Here is a 21972-nt window from a genome sequence, read left to right on the forward strand (position 1 = left end):
AACCACTGCGGTGACCACTCACTCGTACCCCTCGGACTCCCCGCACCCCTCGTATCCCGAGGACCTGGAACGGCCCGGACTCGTCAGGACGGGGCGGTCGACCTTCGTCCGGCCCATCCGGGCGGAGGACGCCGACCGCCTGGTCGAGTTCGTCGGCACCCTGTCCCGCGCCACGCTGGCCTACCGCTCCCTCGGCCCGGTGGTCCGCGCCCGCGACGACGTCATCCGGCGCGGCGCCCACGTGGACTACCTCAACGAGCTTGCGCTCGTCGCCCTGGCCGGTGACGAGATCGCCGGCCTGGTGCGTTACGTCCGTGACCCGGAGGAACCGGAGCACGCCGAGGTCACGTTCACCATCCGGGACGACCACCAGAGCGAGGGGTTCGGCAGGCTGCTCCTGGAGCACATCGCCGCCGCCGCGCGGGCACGGGGCATCCGTGTGCTGGAGGCCGACGTCCTCGCCGACAACGCCCGGATGATCAACGTGTTCCTCGGCTCCGGCTACCGTACCGAAGCCGGTCCGCCCGGCCAGATCATCCACTTCGAGATCGCCGTCGACCCGCAGGCCCAGGCCGTGGCGCGGGCCGAGCGGCGCGAGCAGACGGCCGTACGGCGCTCGCTCAAGCCCCTGCTCGAACCGCGCTCGGTCGCCGTGATCGGCGCCAACCGCGACCCGCTGACGATCGGCCACGAGATCGTCGCCAACCTGCTGCGGGGCGGCTTCGCCGGCCGCGTGTTCCCCGTCAACCCGCGGGCCGAGCAGATCGCCGGGGCGCGGGCGTACGCAAGCGTCCGCGCCCTGCCCGAGCCGCCGGACCTGGCGCTGGTGGCCGTACGCGCCGAGGCGGTGCCCGGTGTCGTAAGGGAGTGCGCGGAGGCAGGGGTCAAGGCGGTGGTCGTCGTCTCGACGGGCTTCGGAGAGACCGGAGCCGAGGGGCGAGCCGGCGAACTGGAGCTGGCCCGTTTCGCCCGCGCCTCCGGGATGCGGCTGGTGGGCCCGAACTGCATGGGCGTGGTCAACACGACCCCCGCGGCGCGCCTGGCCGCGACCTTCTCGCCCGCCCTGCCGACGCCCGGCCGGGTGGCGATGTCCAGCCAGTCCGGGCCGCTCGGGCTCGCGGTGCTCGACTACGCCCGGCGGCTGCGACTCGGCTTCTCCGGCTTCGTGTCGGTGGGCCACGCCGTCGACGTCTCCACCGACGAACTGCTCCAGTGGTGGGAGGAGGACCCAGGGACCTCGGTGATCCTGCTGCATGTCGAGACCTTCGGCGATCCGCGCCGGTTCGCCCGTGTCGCCCGCCGGATCGCACCGCGCAAGCCCATCGTCGCGGTCCACCCGGGCCACGCGGACTCGGCGGTGGACTCGCTGTTCGCCCAGTCCGGCGTGATCCGCACCCGTAGTCTCCAGGAGCTGTTCGACGTCGCCCTGCTGCTCGCCCACCAGCCTCCCCCACCCGGGAACCGGGTCGCCGTGATCACCAACGCGGGCGGCCCGGCGGCGCTGACGGTCGGCGCGTGCGCGGCGAGCGGGCTGTGCGTGCCCGCGCTGGGTGAGCGCACCCGGCAGACGCTCCGTCCCGTCCTCTCGCCCCACGCCGAGGTCTCCAACCCGATCGATCTGACGCCCACCGCCACGGCCGCCCACTACCGGCAGGCCCTGGACGCCGCCCTAGCGGACGACGGCATCGACGCGGCCGTCGTCCTGTTCATGCCGCCGCTGGCGGACAAGCCCGACGAAGTGGCGTCGGCGATCCTCGACGCGGCCGCGGCCCGGCCCGACAAACCGGTGCTGGCCAGCTTCCTGGGCGGCGCGGGCGTCGCCGACCTTCTGCACCGCGGCGACCTGGTCGTCCCGACGTACACGTTCCCCGAGGCCGCGGCCACCTCGCTCGGACACGCGGCGGCCTACCAGAGCTGGCGCAGCACCCCTGCGGGCGTCGTACCCGACCTTGCGAGCGTCGACACCGAGCGGGCCCGGTCGCTGATCGCCTCCCGCGCCCCCGGTCCCGTCCCCGCGGCGGTCGTCGCGGAACTGCTCGCCGCGTACGGGATCGCCGTGCGCGGAGGTGCACCGGGCCCCGGATCGCATGCCGGACCGGACGCGTTCCTCACCGTCCGCGCCGACCCGGTCTTCGGCCCGGTGGTCGCCTTCGGCCTCACCGGGGACTACGCCGATCTCATGGCGGACGTCGCCCACCGCGTCACCCCCCTCAGCGACCGTGACGCCCGCGAGATGGTCCGCTCGCTGCGGGCCGCCCCACTGCTGGACGGCCGGACCGGCGGCCCGGGGGTGGACCTCGGGGCCCTGGAGGAGACCGTCCTGCGCATCTCGGCGATGGTCGAGGATCACCCCGAGATCGAGGCGCTGGAACTGCGCCCGGTACGGCTCCTGCCGCCCGGGGACGGAGTGGCCGTCGCGCACGCGACGATCCAACTGGCCGACAACACAGCAGCTGGAGGTTCCTCGTGAAGGTGGGCATCTACTTCGATCTGCGCAACCCGCCGCCGTGGCAACAGAGTTGGTCGCGGGTCTACGGCTTCGCCCTGGAGATGTGCGAGGAGGCGGACCGGCTCGGCCTCGACTCGGTCTGGTTCTCCGAACACCACGGCTTCGAGGACGGCTATCTCCCCCAGCCGCTCACCATGGCCGCGGCTGCCGCCGCGCGCACCCGGCTGATCCGCCTGGGCACCGCGGTCATCCCCGCACCCCTGCACGCGGCCCCCGAGATCGCCGAACAGGCCGCCCTCGTGGACCTCATCAGCGACGGCCGCCTGGACCTCGGACTCGGCACCGGCTACCGGGTGCCCGAATACCGGCTGTACGGCGCCGACCTCGCCAAGCGCTACACCACGACCGATCAGCGGGTACGGGAGATCCGCGGCCTGTGGGCCGAATCCCTGGTCACCCCGGGACCGGTCCAGGATCCGCTGCCGATCTGGCTCGGCTACCAGGGCCCGCAGGGCGCCCGCCGGGCCGGACGGCTCGGCACCGGGCTGCTGTCGCTCAACCCGGCGCTGCTGACGCCGTACCGGGAAGGGCTCGCCGAGAACGGGTACGACGTGGCGGCGGGCCGTATGCAGGGCTCGTTCACCACATTCGTCACCGAGGACCCCGACGGCGACTGGCCGGTGGTGCGCAAGCACTTGGCGTACCAGTGGGACAGCTACCGCCGGTACATGGTGGAGGGCACCGACCAGCCGCTCCCCCGCCCCATCGACCCCGAGAAGTGGCGGGAGACGGGGCTGAGCGCGACCGGTGTCGGTCAGTTCCTCTACGGCACTCCGCAGGACGTCGCCGATGCCATCAAGGCGTACGTGGCCGGGTTGCCGGTGGAGGGCGTGTTCCTGTGGGCCTCGCTGGCCGGGATGCCCGAGGACATGGTGGCCCGGCAGGTGCAGCTCATCGCGGGGAAGCTGCGCGCGCTGCTGGCCGACATCTGACATTCCGATGTCCGAACTTCGGCGTGCCACTTCGGTGTCCGCCACTCCAACGTCCGACAAGAGGAGCCACACCATGTCCACGACGCCACCGACGGGTCCCTGGGCCGGGGCGGACTTCCAGGAGCCGCCCCGCACCCCCGGCGGGGTCGCCCTGTGCGGGGCGTGCCGCGCCGCCGGTTCCTGCCGGCTGGGAGTGGAGCGCGAGCGGCTCGACGAGGACGGGTCGGCGCGGTTCGAGCTGTCCTGCCCGCGGGACCAGGAGGGCGGGCCCGATGTGGCGCACGGCGGCTGGACCGCGGCCGTACTGGACGACTGCCTAGGCCATCTGCCGCTGCTGCACCGGGTGTTGAGCGTGACGGCGGAACTGACCGTGAGCTTCGTGAAGCCGGTGCCGGTGCAGCGGCCGCTGGAGGTCCGGGCCTGGGTGGAGAAGCGGGAGGGCAGCCGCTGGTACATCGCGGGCGAGATGGTGCTGCTGCCGACGCGGGCCGTGCTGGCCCGGGTCTCCGGGATCTGGGTGACCCGGGACCGGGGCCACTTCGCACGGCACCAGGAGTGGCTTGCGGGCCAGGACGACGAGGCTCGATAGGAACAACAGCCGGCAGGCCGGCGGGGCTCAGTAGGACCTGAGCCCCATGCTGCGGGCGATGCCGTTGCGCTGGATCTGACTCGTGCCCCCGGAGATCGTGGCGACGATCGACTCCCGGTACCGGAAGCTCATCACGCTCTCCGTCGAGAATCCGTGCCCGGCGCAGACCTGCATCCCGAGCCGGGCGGCCGCCACGTAGGTCTCCGAGCCCTTCAGCTTCGCCATCGACCCTTCCCGTGTGCACGGCTTGCCCTGGGCGAGCAGCCAGGCAGCCCGGTAGGCGAGCAGCCGGGCGGAGTCGATCTCGGTCTGGAGGTCGGCCATGGCGTGGGCGAGGGCCTGGAAGTTGCCGATCGGCCGGCCGAAAGCGTGCCGGTTGCGGGCGTAGTCGAGCATCTCGTCGAGCGTGGCCTGCGCGGCGCCCAGATAGCCTCCACTGATGATCACCTTCTCCAGCTCGATGTTGGAGAGCATCACCTTCCAGCCCTCGTCGCGCGGTCCGACGAGGTTCTCCTTCGGCACCAGGGCGTCGTTGAAGAAGACCTCGTTGGTGCCCAGGATGTGCCGTGCAAGCGTCGGCGTCCGGCGCACCTCGACGCCCTCGGTCGCGGGATCGACGAGCAGCAGGCTGATGCCGCCGTGCTTGGGCTCGCGGGGCCCGGTCCGCACATACGTGGCGATGGTCGTGTCGGGCAGGCCGCCACCCGTGCACCAGGCCTTCTGGCCACGGACGAGGAAGTCGTCCCCGTGGTCCTCGGCGGTGGTGCGCAGTGCCGCGGCGTCGGAGCCGCTGTCCGGCTCGCTGAGGCCGACGGCGAGCCGGTGACGGCCCGTCATCACCTGCTCGCGGATGAAGTCGCGCTGCGCCTCGCTGCCCCACCGGAACACCGTGATGCCGGGGATGAGCACCCCGATGTAGCACATGGCCACGTCGAAGCTGGCCCGTCCGAGCTCCTCGGCGATCAGGATGAGCTCCAGCGGGCCGCCCCCGTCACCGCCCTCGTCCTCGGCGAACGGGAGCGAGAACCACCCCAGCTCGGCCATACCGCCGAACAGCTCGGGCGGTACGACCCCCTCCTCGTCCCACTGCTTGGCCTTCTCGGCCGGGCACACGTCGGCGACGAACTTCCGAGCCGTCGCACGCAACAGGTCCTGCTCATCGGTCAGCCCGAAGTCCACGGCCACTCCTCGCCAGCACTAGGCTATTCATCTATCTAATTGTTCTATGTTAGCGGATAGAGGCCAGCGGCAGTACTGCCGCACCGCGGCCGGCTGCGCGCCGCCGCGCGAGGCGACCACCCTCCCGACGCGAGGGCCGAAGACCGCTCGGCACGCACAGGCGAGGAAGCCAGACCCCCATCGCGGCTACGGCGATCCGGAAGCCGACTCCGCCGGGCCGGGCAGGAGGGCGCCCTGGCGGCGCACGCGGCACTGACGCATCCGGCGGAGACCTGACATGCAGGGCATGCGGGCGCCGACGCCCGGGCTTCCGGTCCGCGCAGGCGCAGCACCGTCGCGGCACGGCGAGTGCGGGAGGTGCCCGCCGACCACCGAGCCGAAGGACCACCCCCGTACCGCGAGAGGCTCGCAACCTCACCGCCGGGCCGGTGACGGAGGGGACGCTCCGACGCCTCCCGGCCGGGCGTCGGGTGTCAGTTGCCGGCCAGTTCCTCGGACGCGTTTCGTCCCGCGTCAGCCGTACGACGGAGGAAGTCGGCGAGCCGTTCGAGGTCGGCATCCTCGTAATCGGCGCAGATCCGCTCCACCGAGGAGTTCATCCCGGCGAAGAGCTCCAGCAGTTCGGCGTTGCGGTCGCGCAGGGCTCGGACCAGGAAGGCGCGACGGTCCGCCGGGTCGCGGTCGCGGGCCACCCAGCCGGCACGTTCGAGCCGGTCGAGAACACCCGTCGTCGTGGCCGCATGCAGCCCGGCCCGCCTGGCCAGGGCGGTCGGGCTCAGCGGGCCATGGGCGTTGATGAGGTCGAGACAGTCCAGGTCGACGTCCTTGAGTCCGAGGCGCGCGCCGACCCGACGGTTCAGCAGAGTCAGCTCGGCACCCAGCTCGCGCAGCCCCTGCTTGACCTCGACCGTGGCCCGCCGCCGACGACGGTCCGCATCCCCAGATGCTACGGGAGTCATAATGTACGCCTCTCAAATCAATATGCTACGGTTCTCGTATATTACGGCACTCGAACGAGGGTCGGCGAAGGGGGCATCGACATGTTCGTGGTGATCGGAGCGACCGGAAGCGTCGGACGGGAAGCCGTCCGCCTCCTGCTGCAGAACGGCGACAAGGTGGTGGCGGTCACCCGCGATCCAGCCGCCGTCCTGCCCGACGGCGCGCAGGTGGTGACCGGGGATCCGTCCAGGCCGGACAGCCTCACAGAGATGCCGGACGGCATAGAGGGCGTCCTGCTCAGCCCACGCGCCGTCGGTGGAGCCGCCGCGGAGCTGCTGGCGCTGGTCGCGGCCCGGGGTGCGCGGCGGGTGGTGGCACTGTCGGCCTCGACCGTGGAGCACCCTGCCGGACACCAGCGGTTCGCCGACGCGTTCCGGGCGGTGGAAGACACTGTCAGGCGCTCCGGTCTGCAGTGGACGTTCCTGCGGTGCTCCGACTTCGCCGCCAACGCGCTGGCCTGGGCTCCGCAGATCCGTGCGACCGGCGTCGTGCGGGGCGCCTACGGCGGCGCGGCGAGCTCGCCGATCCATCAGCGCGACGTCGCGGAGGTGGCCGTACGCGCGCTCGCCGCCCGCGATCACGCGGTGCACGCGAGCCACGCTTACCTGCTCACCGGCCCCCAGACACTCGACCAGCGGGACAAGGTCCGCCTCATCGGCGAGGCCATCGGCCGGAACCTGGCCTTCCAGGAGCTCGCCCCGGCACAGGTCCGCCAGGCCATGCTCGCCCAGGGCCTGGCCGAGGACATCCCCGACCGACTCCTCGGCTCCCTGGCCGACTACGCGGACAAGCCGGGCCCGTCCACGGACACCGTGGAACAACTCCTGGCCCGCCCCGCCCTCACCTTCGCCGCGTGGGCCGCCGAGAACCGCGCCGCCTTCGCCTCCCCGGCCCGCTCATGAGTCCTCAGCACGAGCGAACAGGAACGAACGCGCCGAACAGCCCGGCTGCCAGGATGACGCGAGGTGCCGGTCTCTGGTTCACAGGCGTCTTCACGGGTTTCCTCGTGGCCGTGCTCGTCCTCGAACGGTTCCTGCGGGGCTTCGACGGTCACGTCTACACCCAGGTGCGCCACGTCGAACTCGACGCCCTGGACACGCTCGCGATCGTCACGCTGCCGCCTGCACTGATCACCACGGGATTGCTCGTCGCCTTCACGTTCCGACAGGGAGGACACACCCCCTGGTGGACGCTGACGGCACTCACCCTGCTGGTCGGCATTCTCGCCCTGACCCTCGTGATCAATATGCCGATCAACACCGACCAGCTCGACTGGAGCGTGCAGGCGCCGCCCGCGGACTGGGCGGCCGTACGCGATCGCTGGCAGATCGCCCACACCGTGCGGACCGGCGCAGCCGTCCTCGCCTTCGGAGCTCTGATCGCCGACGCGACGCGAACACCGCGCGGCCCCCATCAGGGGACACCGCCTTCCCCGCCCCACGAACTCCCCGCCGTACCAGAGGACTCCCCACCCCACCGACGCACAGGAAGGTGACCGACATGAGGGAGATCGAACTGTCCTCCGGGACCATCGCGTACGAGGACACCGGCGGCGACGGCCCCACAGTCGTCCTCCTGCACGGATGGATGATGGACGCCTCGCTGTGGGACGGGCCGATCGCCGACCTGTCCGCAGACCACCGGTGCATCGCGCCGACCCTGCCGTTCGGTGCGCACCGTCACCCGATGTCCGTCGACGCCGACCTGTCGCTGCCCGGCATCGCACGGCTGGTCACGGAGTTCCTCGACCGCCTCGATCTCCACGAGGTCACGCTCGTCGGCAACGACACCGGCGGAGCACTCGTCCAACTGCTCATGTGTGAAAGCGCCCCTGAAAGCGCCCCACGTGTGGCACGGGCCGTGCTCGTCTCGTGCGACGCGTTCGACAACTTCCCGCCAGGCCTGACAGGCAAGACGCTCGCGCTCACCGGCAGACTCCAACCTCGTATGTTCGGACTGTTCATGCAGCAGATGCGACTACGGCCGCTCCGGCGCCTGCCGTTCGCGTTCGGGTGGCTGACCCTGCGCGGAGACGCCGCCACCGTTCGGTGGACAAAGCCCGTCATGACTCGGCCCGAGATTCGCCGGGACGCCGTACGAATGCTGCGAGCCGCGACGGCAGACACCGAGATCCTGCTCGACGCAGCCGAACGCCTGCCGCGCTTCGAGCAGCCCGCCCTGGTGGTCTGGGCAAGCGCAGACCGCGTCATGCCACCCGCCCACGGCCGACGCCTCGCCGAGCTCCTCCCTCACGGACGACTCGTCGAAATCGCGGACAGCCACACCCTCATCCCCCTGGACCAACCGACCGAACTCGCACGACACATCCGTGCGTTCACCGATGCCTGACCTTCCACGACTCCGGGCACATCCGAGCGTGTCCGCAGTGAGCAGTTCACAGGGCGCCGGCTCCGGCGGCAGGCGATCACCACGCAGGGCAGCGACGACGGCACACCCCGTCACTCCGAAGAGATGCGGAACTCGAATTCGGGGCGGTCCCACGGCACGGCGGGCGGGTTCGCGAGCGCAGTCCCCGTCCGCACCGCACCGACGCGCTGATAGAAGTCCTCGGCGGGACGGTGCGACACGACCTTGATTCGGTCGATCCCGGCGGCACGGGCCTCGGACCGCATGTGCGCCACGAGCAGCCGCCCGATCCCCCGTCCCTGCACATCGTCCGCGACGAACAGCAGGTCGAGCTCCGGCGGAGCCAGGACGAGTGCATAGAACCCGAGGATTCGTCCTACGGGATCGTCGGCGTCGACTGCTACGAAAGCGCGGTGGGCCTCGATGTAAGCAGGACCGACCCGGTAGCCGGCGACCGCGGCCTCGTACTTGCCCGCGTAGGCGCCTGAGCCACGCACGAGCCGCGTGAGCCGTTTGGCGTCGCGAGCGACAGCCCTCCGGATCGTGATCCGCTGGCTGATCGGGGAAGTGCGTGAACTCATCGGAAGAGTATTTCGCACCGGGATGCACCGACGTGCGGCGGGTCGGGCGTGGCGCCCAGGCCCCCGGCTCCGGCGCCTCGCACATCTCCGGCACCACGAGCCGGTCGACGTGCCGCACCCTGGTCACGATCAACGAGGTCCCTCACGGGCCGACGAACGTGCGTCAGATATGGGCCCTGACCTGCCGGACGGGATGCCCCAGTGCGCGCCCGATGACCGTCAGCTCATCGTGGCTGAACCAGAGACGCTCGGGGTTCCAGACGGCGATCTCGAATCGCGCGAAGCCACAGGGCCAGTCGTAGTCCAGTACGTCCAGCGACGTCGCGGCGCCGCAGCACGGGACCACCACGGCGAGGGTGGCGAAGCCGTCGTCCCCGTGGGCTTCCAGCAGGTCGGCCCACCACTCGATGTCGATCGACGCGCCGCAGTGGGGACAACCGATCTTCTCCAGATTCTGACCACAGTCGACAACGGTGAGCGTGTCGTGCCAGGTGACGTCGATCTCGACGTCGACGCCGTCAGGGAGGCCGGGGGCCAGATCCTCCACGATCGACGCAGTACGGTCAGCCGCTGTCTCTTCGGGCTGCCAGTGCGGGTCGGTCGGAATGACGGAGAGGACATCGTCACTCATGGGCGCACTCGATTCGTCAGATGGGAGCGTGATCCAGCGACGTGATGCTACTGAAGGCGCGTTCGGGCGACTTTCCTGCCGCCGGCATCATTTCCCCGGGTCTACCGGGGCGAGGTCTCGGTTGGTGGCCGACCGGAGTGAAACCACCACACCATCGCCCGCACTCCCCTCTGCTGCAGGATGGCCCACGTGAACAACGAAACCGTGTTGGCCGCCGTGTCACAGCTGTACCAAGAGTTCAGGCAATTGCCGTTTCCTGCTGGATTGGCCGGCGCGGATCGGGCCGGCTTCGACCTGGTGATGCTGGACTCGGACACCGCGGGCTGGGTGTTCACCTGGATCAAGAACGGCGGCGAGCTCGAAGCGCGAGGTCGGACCGGTCTGCTTCGCTGCATCGCCCGTCTCGACCTGGTCATACCTGTACTCAGCGAAGCGGACGCCCCGGAGTACTGGCACCGCCTGCGCGAGATGGCTCGACTTGTCGCGGAGTCCCCACACGGCCACCAAGTGGGATGACCTCGAAGCGGGGGCGTCGGCTGTCCCGGCTCGCCCTCCCCAACCGGCGCTCAGATTACGAGAGTCTGACGTGCCCTCCGTTCCCACCCACCTCACGGACCGCCTTGGCCACTCTTGTCTCGTCCACCGACACCCCACGGGGACGAGGCAACGCTGATGAGGATCAAGGGAGCGGGACATGAACGTGTACGGCGAGCAGAGTGAGCACCGGCCGAGCGGCAGGGCCGGTGGACGCCGCGGTCACCGGGCGAAGTCCAGGTCGCGGCGGATCCTGGTCGGGGGCGTCGCCCTCGCCGCCGTCGCGGCAGCCACCGTGGCCGTGTCCCTGGCCTCGGCGAGCCAGCACGGGGCATCCCGAGGAACCGAGCGTGCCGTCTTCGTTCAGGGCAACGAGCTGCACGGCAACACCATCCACGTCTTCGCACGGGACGGCCAGGGCAAGCTGAAACCCGTGGGCAACTACGCCACGGGCGGCCGGGGCGGCGACCAGGTCGACGCCCCCACCGACTCCCTCGCCTCCCAGGGCTCCCTCGTCTACGACAAGGACTCCGCCATGCTGCTGGCGGTCAACGCGGGCAGCGGCACGCTGACGTCCTTCCACACCGAGGGAACACAACTGCAGCGCCGTCAAGTCCTGGACACAGGTGGGGAATTCCCCTCCAGCATCGCGGTGCGCGGCAAGATCGCGTACGTCATGAACGCGGGCGGCAAGGGCAGCGTCCAGGGCTTCCGGATCACGAAGAAGGGGCTCGCGCCGCTGCAGGGGTCCTTCCGGTCCCTGGGGTTGGCCAACGAGGACATACCACGGTTCGACACCTCGCCCGGTGAAGTCGAGATCACCCCGGACGGCCGCAACCTGGTGGTGACCACCAAGGGGAACAACACCGTCGAAGTCTTCCCGCTGAAGAAGGACGGCCGGCCTGCCGTCGCCGAACCGGTCGTCAACACGTCAGCCGGCACCGTGCCCTTCGCGATCAGCTTCGACAGCTCCGGCAGCCGGATGCTGGTCGCCGAGGCGGGGAAGTCCACGGTCACCACCTATCAGGTGCGCCGCGACGGCAAACTGAAGGTTCTTCAGAAGCCGCTCGCCAACGGCCAGGAGGTTCTGTGCTGGCTGGAGCGGGCGGGCGACTTCTTCTACGGCGGCAACACCGGCAACTCCACTGTCACCGGGTACCGCATGGACAAGCACGGACGACTCGCCCTGACCGACAAGGTCGGCCTCGCCACACCGCCCTCCTCGGCGTCGCAGGGCGTGATCGACATTGCCGTGACCGGGGACGAGAAGTTCGTCTACGTCCAGAACGCCACCTCCGGCACGGTCGACGGTTTCCGTGTCGAGAGGGACGGATCCCTCAGCAAGGTCACAACCGTCAAGGGCCTGCCCCCGTTCGCCGAGTCCGGAATGGAGGGCATCGCCGCGATGTGACACCGAGTGCCGTCGACCCGCCGCCGAGGCCTGTGAGTTGCGGCCTCGGCGGCGGGTCGACGGCGATACTTCCGCCTCGATCAGAGGGACTCGGTCAGGGGAACTGCGTGACCTTGGAGGGCACCGTGTCGGTGCCCGACGTAGGCGCCCCGGTGTCGTTGACGACATGGGCGTACTGCCCCTTGCCGCCCAGCGAGATCACCAGCAGGTCATGCATCCTGATCCCGGATCTGACGGGCACCTGGAAGCCGTGGTGCTGCACGATGGAGGGATCCGAGGTGTAGTTGCAGTAGCTGCCCAACCCCCACGCCTCGTGCTGCGTCACGGTGTCGGCGACCTTGTAGGCGGCATAGCCGACGATGCCGTCATGGGAGATGGCGGCGGCGTTCGGGGCGTCGTAGGCCTTCTCGTTCTGGAAGAAGATCGTGCGGCCTCGTTCGCCGCTCCACAGCACGTCGTACTTGTTGAAGTGTTCCACGAACAGGCCGGTGGCCAGGACGTCGTCGCCGTTGACCTTCAGCCCGTAGTCGGCGCGGTTGGTGTCCCAGCCGACACCGTCGCCGTGGTCGGCGCGCCAGAGCCAGGTGTGGTCGATGACCACATCGTCGCTGTTGACGACGACGGAGTTGGTGGCCAGTCCCGGGCCCGCCCCGCCGATCCGGACGAAGACGTCCTGCATGGTGGTCGGGTCGGCCGAGTGGTCGGCCGAGGCGCCCGGCTCGCCGATCCGCAGCAGCGTGTCGGAGTTGGCGCGGCCGGCGTCGATGAGGAAGCCGGCGAGGCGTACGCCGTTGACGTCGGCCACGTGCATGGCGTCGACGCCGTTGTCCGGCACGAGCGTGGCCAGGCCCAGGCCGAGCACCACCGTGTCGGGCCTCGTCACGTCGATGGTCCGGTCGAGGTGGTAGACCCCGGGGGTGAACAGCAGGTTGAGCCCCTGGGCCAGCGCCTGGTTGATGGTGGCGGCGGTGGCGCCCGGCTTGACGACGTAGAACTGGTCCAGCGGGAGCGAGGTACCGGCGTTGGCCGGCCAGGACACCCCGCGCGCGTTGGTGCGCTTGGCGGGCACGAACACCTTGTAGGTGCTGCCGTCGAGGTACAGGAAGGGCTTCTCGCGGGAGACGGGCGTCGTGTCGAGGGTGGTGTACGGGCCCGAGTCGAAGTTGGTCGCCGGCGCGCCCTGCACCCCGGTGAACGTCATGTTCCACACGCCGTTGGTCCAGCCGCCGACAGAGCTGTCGCGGGTGTACCACTGCTGCTGGGAGTAGGGGCCGACGGTGCCGTCGATCTTCGAGTCGGCGATGTAACCGCCGGAGGCCCAACCGTAGCCGTTGGGCGCGAGGTTGAGGCCGCCCTGGATGTGCATGCGGCGGAAGGGTGCGGCCTGTGCCACGGCCCAACGGTCGGTGCCGTTGGAGGGCCTGATGGCGAGGTTCTCCGCCGAACGCCAGAAGTTCTGGGTGGCGTTGCCGTTGAACCAGCCCGCGTCGACGGTGACGTCACCGTTGATCTGGGTGTCGTCGGGGTTGAGCCCGAGTCCCGAGATCGAGGTGTAGAAGCCGAGTTGGGCATTGATGCCGTTGTAGGTGCCCGGCTTGAGCAGGAACTGGTAGCGCCCTGAGCCGAACTGCGCCGACTCCTGCTGGGCGAAGACCTGGTCGAACTTCTGCTGGAGGTTGGGGGTGGACGGGTCCACCACGATCACGTTCGGGCCGAGGTCTCCGCCGCCCTGGATGGGGCCGCTGCCGCCGCCCGTGGTGCCGAAGACCTGGAACTCCCAGGTGGAATAGCCCCATTGGGTGGCGCGGTGGATGCCCAGGAGCCGTACGTACCGGCCCTGGCCGGACACGTCGAGGGTGTCGGTCCCGCCGTCCCCACCGGTGACCGAGCGCAGATCGGTCCACGCGCTGCCGTCGTTCGAGGCCTGGATCTTGTAGTCCTTGCCGTAGGCGGTCTCCCAGTTGATGACGACTTGGCTGATGGAGGCGGCGGCGCCGAGATCGACCTGCAGCCACTGGTCGTCGCTCGCTGCCGACGACCATCGGGTGCCGGTGTTGCCGTCCACGGCTGCGCTCGCGGGAGTGCCGGCGTTCTCGGTGGTGGAGGATGTCGCGATCCTGCCCTGGGACAGGTTGGTGTCGGCGCTCGCGGCCGCCGCAGCGGGGAGTCGGGTGATGGGCAGGGTGATCAGGGCTGCCGTGGCGGCCAGCGCGACACCCAGGGATCTGAGTCTCATGAAGGTTCCTGCGGGTGCGTCGGGGAAACCTGGGGAGCGCCGACGGCAGGACCTGGGGACATGGTGCGTTCGCCGCGGCGGCGCTTAGTTCACGTCTTGATTTAACTAATGAGTTACAACCTTCGGCAAGCCTTCGGAAGTTGAAATCTTTCCGGGTCTTCTCGGGCCGCATCCCTTGACATGTTGTTGTCATGCCCTCAACATTCCTCGGCGAGAGAGCGCTCTCACGTCTGCTGTTGCTCCATCCCCCCGCACGCCGCACCGGCTTGAGGAGACTCACATGCAGAGGATCGCCAGCGCCCCCACCAGCAGTCCCCCACCCGGCGCCGCGTGCTCACGCGCGGCGCTCGGACTGGTCGTCACCCTGATCGCCGCCTTCTTCACCGTCCTGGCACCCACGCCCGCGCGCGCCGCGGAGCAGCTGTTGTCCCAGGGCAGACCGGCCACCGCCTCGTCCACCGAGAACGCGGGCACACCCGCGAGCGCGGCCGTGGACGGCAACACCGGCACCCGGTGGTCCTCCGCCTTCTCCGACCCGCAATGGATACGGGTCGACCTCGGTTCCGTCCAGCAGCTCAGCCGCGTCAGCCTCAACTGGGAGGCGGCCTACGCGACCGCCTTCCAGATCCAGATCTCCACCGACGCCACCACCTGGACCACCGTCCACTCGGCCACCAACGCCACCGGCGGCACCCAGAACATCACCGTCTCCGGCAGCGGACGCTACGTCCGCCTCTACGGCACCGCGCGCGGCACCCCGTACGGCTATTCCCTGTGGGAGTTCCAGGTCTACGGCCCCGGCGGCACCACTCCGCCGGACGACTTCTGGGGCAGCACCACCGACATACCCCCGGCGAGCAACGCCGTCGAGGTGAAGATCCTCAACCGCACCAACGGCAAGTACCCCGACAGCCAGGTGTACTGGAGCTTCAACGGTCAAACGCACTCCATCGCCGAGCAGCCCTACCTCGACATGCCCGCCAACTCCGCGGGGCGCATGTACTTCTACCTCGGCTCACCCAACGGCCCCTACTACGACTTCATCGAGTTCACCGTCGGCAACAACGTCTTCAACGGCAACACCACGCGGGTCGACGCCTTCGGCCTGAAGCTGGCCATGCGCCTGCACACGAAGGACGGCTACGACGTCGAGGTCGGCGAGAACCGGCAGACCTTCGCCGAGGACCGCGCCACCACCTTCCAACGCTTCACCACCGCCGTACCGGGCGAGTTCAAGGTGCTGGCCCAGACCCAGGCCCCGTACCGGATCATCGCACCCGGCAGCGACCCGAGCTTCCGCGCGGGCGGCGCCAACGCCAACTACTTCACCGCCTACGCCCAGTCCGTGGGCGTGAACGCGGCCACCTCCGACATCTTCGGCTGCGCCGCCTCCCTGGCGGGCAACCCCGACATGTGCGCCGCCCTGAACCGTCACGTCGCCACGCTGCCGGCCTCCCAGCAGTCCGACCCGGCCCAGTTCTACAAGGCGGCACCGGCGAACTACTACGCCAGGTTCTGGCACGACAACGCCATCAACCACCTCGCCTACGGATTCCCCTACGACGACGTGGCGGGCCAGTCCTCCTTCATCTCGCACGCCAACCCGCAGTGGCTCCTGGTCGCTGTCGGCTGGTAGATCGGGCACCTGGAAAGGGCTGAACACGATGAACAGCCGTGCCGCACAACCCCGTTGGGGCGGTTGAGGAGAGCCCGGGGCTGGGCCGGACCGGAGGGTGCGGCTCAGCTCGTCGGGGACGACGCGCCCCTGTCCAGTGCGCCCACGGCCGCTCGGGTGTGGGCCGCCCCGACACGTGACCGTTCTCCGGCGCACCACCAGGAGAGCCGCCCCTCCACCTCGCGCGCATGCATGCCCAGGTTGTGTTCGACGCACAGGGGCCATGCCTGCCACAGACGCTCAGCGACGGTGTCCTGCGCGGCGTCGGCGACGATCGCCACAGCATGAGCGAGGTCTTCGGCCACCTGTGGGTACAGATGACCGCCGTGCCACTCGCCGTTGGCCAACGCAACGTACACATACTCCGGCTCCCCCGCCTCATAGGAAGGCTGGGCCACCAGTCGCAGGGGCCCCTGCTCAGGAAGCGTCACTGCCAGGTCCCGGTTGAGGAGCGCAAGAGCCTCGTCCCACAGGGGGTACTCGCCCGGCGAGACACGACGGAGCCCGGGATCATCGAAGGGAGCGTGCACAGGACCATCCTCCACCACGGACGTCGACCCCGAATTCCACCGCCGCGTGCGTCAGACGCCCTTCAGAACTCGATCAAGTGCCGCCCGGCCCGCAGGCCCCCAATGCGGCTTGCCGCCGGGAAGGCCGCGATCTCCGTTCTGCCCCATCAGGATCAGGAAGAGGCTCTTCATCGCGGCCAGTCCACGGGCACGCCGGATCGCCGCCTCGTCGGCCTGTGCGTAGGTGGTGAAGAACCTTGAGGCCGTGCCCGCGGGAAGCAGCACCCAGGCGGCGGCGAGGTCCCACGCCGGGTCGCCGGCGAACATGTCGCCGAAGTCGACGATGCCGGAGAGCGTTCCGTCCGATACGACGACGTTCGCGGGATGGAGGTCGCCGTGCACCCACACTCGTGGGCCGTCCCACGCCTGAGCCGCGACGGCCTCGTCCCAGACGGCCCGGGTGTCGGCGGCGATGTCGCGATCGAGGGCCACGGCCTGGAGGAAGTTCTCGAAGCCGTCCGTGCAGTTCTTGGGATGGGCACCGCGGTCCGCGGCGATCGGCGCATCGGCGGGCGCCTCCACGTGGAGCGCCCGGAGGAAGCCCGCCAGCGTGTCGGCCGCGTGGTCGCCTCGGCTGATCGGTGCGTGGTCCAGCGGTTCACCGGGGACCCACGTCATCACGGTCCAGTGCTTGGGGAACCGCTCGGACGGTTCGCCGAACCGCACCGGGGTCGGCACCGGGAGCGGCAGTCGCGGAGCCAGCACGGGGAGCCACCGCCGCTCCTTGAGCTGCATCTCCGGGGTGGGATCCATACGCTGCATGCGTACGGACAACTCGTCCCCGAGACGCCACATTTGGTTGCCCCAGCCGCCCGCCACCTCACGGATGGCCAGGTCTGCGAGGTCTGGGTGTTGCTCCCGTAGGAGGTTGCGCACCAGGTCGGCGGTGATCTCGGTAGCGGTCATACAACGTGACAGTACCGATGAGGCGGGCGTGGATCACCTGATATCGACCGCGTCCTCGAAGAACGGCGTCGTCATGCCTGTCGACCCGGACGCCGGGTACACGGAGCGTGCACGCGACGTTTGGTGGGTCCAGGAGAGGAAGTCGGACAGTGGCGGTGAAGGCGATGGGGTGGGCGCACTCGTTCCCCATGTCCGAAGGAGTGCGCGTGGGCCGGGAGTGGACCCGCAGGCGTCTTGAGTCCCTGCCGTGGACCGCCGCCGAACCGGACACGGTGGACGCCATCGTGCTGGCGGTGTCCGAGCTGATCACCAATGCGCACATCCACGCGCACAGCGACGCGCACCTGATCCTCACCTGGGACGGTGACTGTCTGCAGGTGAGCGTCCACGACGACGACCCGTCGCTGCCGCGGCAGCGCGAAGCGGACCAGGGCGCGCTCTCCGGCCGCGGGGTGTCCATCGTGCGCAAGCTCGCCGATGACTGGGGAACCAGGTGCCAGCGGCATGGCAAGACGGTGACGGCTTGCTTCCGCCCCGCCGATCCTGCTGCCGCCACCGGCCGTGGCGGCAGCCCCAGTTGAGTTCCGCTGACCGGTGAAGACGGCTGTGGAGGGCAGCGTCATGTATCTGGCACGAGGATCAAGTGACGACCCGTACGCCTGGCTCTGGACCCTTGGGGCCGTCGCGCTGTACGCGCTGATCAGCTACGGGCTGACCTACCGGGCCCGAGTCCGGCGCGGTTCCGCCCATCCGGCTCGTGACGCCGTGCACGATCTCAAGGACCGGGAGGAGCCCCAGCCGCCCAAGCAGCGCTTCATCAGTCGCATGCTCATGCTCTGCGGCGCGGGTCTCACGGGTCTGGCCGCCGCCCTGACCAGCGGGACCGTCCGGGTCGTGGCAGTCGGGCTGACGGCCTGCGTGGCGGTCGCGGTGTGGGCGTACTACGACTATCGCACGGAGAGGCGCGCTCCGGGCAGCGATGAGGCGGCTCCAGGGCGCACTCGGACGAGCGAGTCCTGACGGCTGGTCCGGGACTTGTGAGGCGGGGCCAGACATCCGGCGGCATCAGGACCGTGTCGATCTCGGCGCTCCGAAAGGGCGGGCGTCGGGACGACCGCAGCCGTGGTCAGTTCACACCTCTCCTCCTCACCGTCGCACCGCGTGGCGGCGCGGCAGGGCGTGGGGTTCCTCACGCGGCGCTACCGTCATGAGGTGACAGGAATCAATGCCGACCGGCGGTGGTCCGAGTCCATGCCGGTCGCCTACGAGCAGTACCTCGTGCCGGTGGTCTTCCGGCCCTTCGCCGAGGACCTGGCCGCCCGGGCGGCGGCACTGAGCCCTGGCCGTGTCCTCGAACTGGCCGCGGGGACCGGCGTGTTGACGTCGGTCCTGCTCTCGGCGGCACCCTCGGTCGAGCTGACGGCCACGGATCTGAACGAGGCCATGGTCACGTTCGGCTCGGGCCGGGCCCCGGGCGCGGTGTGGCGGCAGGCAGACGCGCAGCGGCTGCCGTTCCCCGACGGAGGCTTCGACCTGGTGGTCTGCCAGTTCGGCGTGATGTTCTTTCCCGACCGCGTCGCGGCCTTCGGCGAGATCCACCGGGTGCTGGCGCCGGGCGGCCGGTTTCTGTTCAACACCTGGGGCCCTCTCGCGACGCACTCTTTCGAGGTCGCGTTGCAGGCGGGGCTGGAGCGGGCCTTTCCGGACGACCCGCCGCAGTTCTTTCCGACGTTTCCGCACGGGTACTGCGACCCCGCGGTCGTGGCCGCCGATCTGGCGGCCGCAGGGTTCGCTGTCGAGGACGAGCAGGAACTGACGCTTCAGGGCCGGGCCGCGTCGACCGCCGACCTTGCCACCGGGTACCTCACCGGTACACCGGTGCGCGCGGCAGTCGAGGAGCGCGGCGGTGGACCGGCCGTCCGGGCCACGGTCATCGAGGAGATGGCGGCCCGTCTGGGTCCGGGGCCGGTCACCGCCCCGATGACGGCGTACGTCTTCCTCGCAGCGGTCTGAAGGCGGGTCGCCTCTCCGACCACTCCGGCCCCGCCCCGGAAAGCAGTCAGCGCGTCGATGATCTCGCTCAGATGCCGGCGGGGCAGCGCGGTGAGCTCGGGGTATGCGCCATGGGGCCGTCCGCCCCACGCCGGTCACCTTTATTTCAGGTTTATCTTTCCCGTCCGTGCGCATTCGGGTGGGGAAGGTATTTCTGAACGAGGAGGAGACCGTGGGCATCATCGCCTGGATTCTGATCGGCCTGCTTGCCGGCGCGATCGCCAAGCTTCTGCTTCCCGGCAAAGACCCGGGCGGAATCATCATCACCATGCTGATCGGCATCGTCGGCGGCCTGCTCGGGGGCTGGCTCGGCAAGGTGATCTTCGGTGTCGACTCGATCGATGGTTTCTTCGACCTGTCGACCTGGATAGCCGCCATCGTCGGCTCCCTCATCCTGCTCGTGCTGTACCGAGTGGTCACCGGCAACCGACGTTCCCACCGCCACGCCTGATCCGCGGACCTCGGCCGGCCTCGCCGTTGATCGGCAGGCCGGCCGAGGCGTGTTCGGCCGTCAGCCGCGCAGGGAGCTCACCGGGTCCGGAACCGCCCCCGGTAGCGGGATCTCCCTTGTGACAGGCACCTCGAACGACCCGCTCGTCGTCCGTCTCCGACCGGCGGCCGTCCTGGTCTGAACAGCGGAGTCGCTCCTACCCTTTCTGTCATGGACACCTCATCACGCGAGAGTGATGGACCGTCATGACTACCGCTCTCGACTCCCCCACCGCTTCCTTACCCGAACCCACATCCCCTCCGAAGGCCCGCGTCCGGCGTGGCTGGGAGGTGTGGAAGTCCCCCGCGGACCAGCCACGCTGGGCGCGCCCCGCGCTTCTGACTGTCGCCGCCCTGGCCGCCCTGCTCTACTCCTGGAACATCACGACCAGCGGATACGCCCCGTTCTACGCCGTCGCCGCCCGCAGCATGTCGGAGAGCTGGAAGGCGTTCTTCTACGGCGCACTGGACCCGGGCGCCACCCTCACCATCGACAAACTCGCCGGGTTCCTGTGGCCGCAGGCGCTCTCCGCCCGCGTCTTCGGCTTCCACACATGGTCGCTGACGCTCCCTCAGGTCGTCGAGGGCGTGGTCACGGTGCTCGTCACCTACCGCGTGGTGCGGCGCTGGTCCGGTCCCGTGCCGGGTCTCCTCGCCGCCGCCATCATGACGCTGACCCCCGTACTGGCGTCCATGTTCGGGCACTCGATGGAGGACGGCGCGCTGACCATGTGCCTGGTCCTGGCCGCCGACGCCTGCCAGCGGGCCGTGCTCGGCGCCAGACTGCTGCCGCTGCTGGCGGCCGGTGCCTGGATCGGGGTGGGCTTCCAGACCAAGATGCTGCAGGCCTGGGTGGTCCTGCCGGCCCTCGCCCTCGCCTACCTGCTCCTGGCCGCCGGATCCTTGCGCCGAAGAACCGGCCACGTCCTGGCCGCCGGCGCGGTCACGGCCGTGGTCTCGCTGTCCTCGGTGCTGCTCCTGACCCTCACTCCGGCCGCCGATCGGCCCTACGTCGACGGCACCACCGACAACAGCGCCGTCACCATGGTGTTCGGCTACAACGGCTTCAACCGTTTCTCCGGCGACCTGGTAGAGGGCTCGGTCGACCAGATGACCGGCTCGGTCGGCACCGCGGGCGCCCCGCCGAACGCCGGCGCCCCGGCTCCCGGCCGGCCGGACGGAGCCGGAAGCGGTGCCGGACCCTCCGACGACGGGTCCACCGGTGGCGGTCCCACACCGGGCAAGCTGCTCGGCAGCCGCTTCGCACCCGAGGTGGGCTGGCTCTACCCCCTCGCGCTGATGAGCCTGGTACTGGGCCTGCGCTGGCGGCGCACCACCCCGCGCACCGACAGGATCCGCGGGGGATTCGTGCTGTGGGGGCTGTGGTTGACCGTCAGCGCGGGGGTGCTCAGCGCGATCGAGGTGCCGCACACCGCCTATGTGGCGATGCTCGCGCCCGCCCTGGCCGCACTGTCCGCCACCGGCGTCGTGATGTTCTGGCGCGCCTACCGGGACGGCCGCAGGACCTGGGCCCTGCCCACGGCCGTCACGGCGGAGCTGGTGTGGAGCGTCTTCCTCTGCTTCCTCTACCCCGACTTCCTGCCCTGGCTGCCCTGGCTGCTCATGGCGGTGGGCGCGGGCGCGATCGCGGCCCTGACCCTCGCCCACCGCAAGGGGCTGCACCGGGGGAGGCTGGCCACCGTCGGCCTGGTGGCCTCCCTGGTGACCGTGCTGGCGGCGCCCGCTGCCTGGTCGCTTTCGGTGCTCGATCCGCGGTACTCCGGGACCGCGATGGACGCCACGGCCGGCCCGTTCAACACCGGCGGCAGCGCGGTGCACAGGGCGGCGAACGTGGTGCACGGCAGCAACGCACCGCAGGGCACCGCCGCCGCGGAAGCCTCCCTGAACGAGTCCGACGCGCTCACCGCCTCCCAGCACGGGCTGCTCCGTTACACCGAACGGCACCGCGAGGGCGCGACGTTCGTCTTCGCCACCGACTCCGCCGTCATGTCCTGGAACTACATCCTGGCGACCGGCGCGAAGGTGCTGCCGATGGGCGGGTTCAGCGGCGGAGCCCCCACCCCCACCGTGACGGACGTCAAGCAGCTGGTCGCCGAGGGGCGGTTGCGCTATGTCGTCCTCGCCGCCGACGGCTGGCAGGGTTTCGCGCAGACCCAGGGCAAGGGCAACCCGGCCATCACCGGCGTGCGTTCCTGGGTGAAGACCGTCTGCACCGCCGTACCGGCCACGGCGTACGGCGGGAACAGTGCGGACACGCAGGGCACCCTCTACCGGTGCGACGGTTGACGCACG

The 21972-nt window shown here is 70.0% G+C and carries 21 protein-coding genes; 14 read left to right on the forward strand and 7 right to left on the reverse strand.

Features of this window, described 5'->3' with window-relative positions:
• Positions 1–10 precede the first annotated feature (10 nt).
• The 3 genes from AQI94_RS34150 (at position 11) to AQI94_RS34160 (ending at position 4030) form a co-directional block, all read left to right on the forward strand.
• Positions 11–2470, forward strand: coding sequence for a bifunctional acetate--CoA ligase family protein/GNAT family N-acetyltransferase (locus AQI94_RS34150; RefSeq protein ID WP_031055043.1), 2460 nt, complete (start codon positions 11–13; stop codon positions 2468–2470).
• Entirely contained in the window at positions 2467–3441 is a 975-nt protein-coding gene (locus AQI94_RS34155; RefSeq protein WP_031055042.1) for an LLM class flavin-dependent oxidoreductase, read from the forward strand. Before AQI94_RS34150 ends, AQI94_RS34155 begins: the two co-directional genes overlap by 4 nt.
• A gap of 73 nt (positions 3442–3514) precedes the next feature.
• A complete protein-coding gene (locus tag AQI94_RS34160; protein ID WP_199814375.1) occupies positions 3515–4030 on the forward strand; it encodes a PaaI family thioesterase in 516 nt (171 codons plus the stop codon).
• 27 nt (positions 4031–4057) lie between these two features.
• Here the strand turns inward: AQI94_RS34160 and AQI94_RS34165 are convergent, their stop codons facing one another.
• Together AQI94_RS34165 and AQI94_RS34170 are read right to left on the reverse strand one after the other, a co-directional pair.
• Complete coding sequence (locus tag AQI94_RS34165; RefSeq protein ID WP_031055036.1) at positions 4058–5209, reverse strand: acyl-CoA dehydrogenase family protein; 1152 nt, start codon at positions 5207–5209, stop codon at positions 4058–4060.
• 473 nt (positions 5210–5682) lie between these two features.
• Positions 5683–6168: a MarR family winged helix-turn-helix transcriptional regulator gene (locus tag AQI94_RS34170; protein ID WP_031055033.1), complete on the reverse strand. Its 486-nt coding sequence runs from the start codon at positions 6166–6168 to the stop codon at positions 5683–5685.
• An 81-nt stretch (positions 6169–6249) separates the two neighbouring features.
• Between AQI94_RS34170 and AQI94_RS34175 the strand changes: the two genes are divergently transcribed.
• From AQI94_RS34175 to AQI94_RS34185, 3 genes are read left to right on the forward strand one after another with little or no spacing between them, the layout of a single operon-like run.
• Positions 6250–7110: an NAD(P)H-binding protein gene (locus AQI94_RS34175; RefSeq protein ID WP_031055032.1), complete on the forward strand. Its 861-nt coding sequence runs from the start codon at positions 6250–6252 to the stop codon at positions 7108–7110.
• Positions 7111–7163: 53 nt separating this feature from the next.
• Complete coding sequence (locus AQI94_RS34180; RefSeq protein WP_037944820.1) at positions 7164–7703, forward strand: DUF1772 domain-containing protein; 540 nt, start codon at positions 7164–7166, stop codon at positions 7701–7703.
• A gap of 5 nt (positions 7704–7708) precedes the next feature.
• On the forward strand, positions 7709–8557 hold the full coding sequence (locus tag AQI94_RS34185) for an alpha/beta fold hydrolase (RefSeq protein ID WP_031055027.1): 849 nt from the start codon (positions 7709–7711) through the stop codon (positions 8555–8557).
• Between the two features lie 110 nt (positions 8558–8667).
• Here the strand turns inward: AQI94_RS34185 and AQI94_RS34190 are convergent, their stop codons facing one another.
• Together AQI94_RS34190 and AQI94_RS34195 are read right to left on the reverse strand one after the other, a co-directional pair.
• Complete coding sequence (locus tag AQI94_RS34190; RefSeq protein ID WP_031055025.1) at positions 8668–9156, reverse strand: GNAT family N-acetyltransferase; 489 nt, start codon at positions 9154–9156, stop codon at positions 8668–8670.
• 163 nt (positions 9157–9319) lie between these two features.
• Entirely contained in the window at positions 9320–9787 is a 468-nt protein-coding gene (locus AQI94_RS34195; RefSeq protein WP_031055023.1) for a hypothetical protein, read from the reverse strand.
• A 189-nt stretch (positions 9788–9976) separates the two neighbouring features.
• On the opposite strand from AQI94_RS34195, the gene AQI94_RS34200 reads away from it, so the two are divergent.
• Positions 9977–10303, forward strand: a complete 327-nt coding sequence (locus AQI94_RS34200; protein ID WP_051832656.1) for a hypothetical protein — start codon at positions 9977–9979, stop codon at positions 10301–10303.
• Positions 10304–10481: 178 nt separating this feature from the next.
• Entirely contained in the window at positions 10482–11732 is a 1251-nt protein-coding gene (locus AQI94_RS34205; RefSeq protein ID WP_031055017.1) for a lactonase family protein, read from the forward strand.
• 94 nt (positions 11733–11826) lie between these two features.
• Here AQI94_RS34205 and AQI94_RS34210 read toward each other — a convergent pair whose 3' ends face one another.
• Positions 11827–13968, reverse strand: a complete 2142-nt coding sequence (locus tag AQI94_RS34210; protein WP_031055014.1) for a discoidin domain-containing protein — start codon at positions 13966–13968, stop codon at positions 11827–11829.
• A 280-nt stretch (positions 13969–14248) separates the two neighbouring features.
• Here AQI94_RS34210 and AQI94_RS34215 point away from each other — a divergent pair, with 280 nt between their 5' ends.
• Entirely contained in the window at positions 14249–15604 is a 1356-nt protein-coding gene (locus AQI94_RS34215) for a beta-1,3-glucanase family protein (RefSeq protein ID WP_031055011.1), read from the forward strand.
• A 104-nt stretch (positions 15605–15708) separates the two neighbouring features.
• Here AQI94_RS34215 and AQI94_RS34220 read toward each other — a convergent pair whose 3' ends face one another.
• Positions 15709–16173 carry a hypothetical protein gene (locus tag AQI94_RS34220; RefSeq protein WP_031055007.1) on the reverse strand — a complete coding sequence of 155 codons (465 nt, stop codon included), beginning with the start codon at positions 16171–16173 and terminating at the stop codon, positions 15709–15711.
• 51 nt (positions 16174–16224) lie between these two features.
• Complete coding sequence (locus AQI94_RS34225; protein WP_031055004.1) at positions 16225–17118, reverse strand: aminoglycoside phosphotransferase family protein; 894 nt, start codon at positions 17116–17118, stop codon at positions 16225–16227.
• Positions 17119–17267: 149 nt separating this feature from the next.
• Here AQI94_RS34225 and AQI94_RS34230 point away from each other — a divergent pair, with 149 nt between their 5' ends.
• From AQI94_RS34230 to AQI94_RS34250, 5 genes are all read left to right on the forward strand, one after another.
• Entirely contained in the window at positions 17268–17699 is a 432-nt protein-coding gene (locus tag AQI94_RS34230) for an ATP-binding protein (protein WP_031055002.1), read from the forward strand.
• 40 nt (positions 17700–17739) lie between these two features.
• The gene (locus AQI94_RS45400) at positions 17740–18138 is read left to right on the forward strand and encodes a hypothetical protein (RefSeq protein ID WP_031054999.1); all 399 of its coding nucleotides are present in this window, start codon (positions 17740–17742) and stop codon (positions 18136–18138) included.
• Between the two features lie 231 nt (positions 18139–18369).
• The gene (locus AQI94_RS34240) at positions 18370–19131 is read left to right on the forward strand and encodes a class I SAM-dependent methyltransferase (protein WP_037944818.1); all 762 of its coding nucleotides are present in this window, start codon (positions 18370–18372) and stop codon (positions 19129–19131) included.
• Positions 19132–19342: 211 nt separating this feature from the next.
• Positions 19343–19621, forward strand: a complete 279-nt coding sequence (locus tag AQI94_RS34245) for a GlsB/YeaQ/YmgE family stress response membrane protein (protein ID WP_020120489.1) — start codon at positions 19343–19345, stop codon at positions 19619–19621.
• A gap of 245 nt (positions 19622–19866) precedes the next feature.
• Complete coding sequence (locus tag AQI94_RS34250; protein WP_051832654.1) at positions 19867–21966, forward strand: ArnT family glycosyltransferase; 2100 nt, start codon at positions 19867–19869, stop codon at positions 21964–21966.
• The last annotated feature ends 6 nt before the right edge of the window (positions 21967–21972 follow it).

Source organism: Streptomyces pseudovenezuelae (assembly GCF_001513955.1).
GTDB lineage: Bacteria > Actinomycetota > Actinomycetes > Streptomycetales > Streptomycetaceae > Streptomyces > Streptomyces pseudovenezuelae.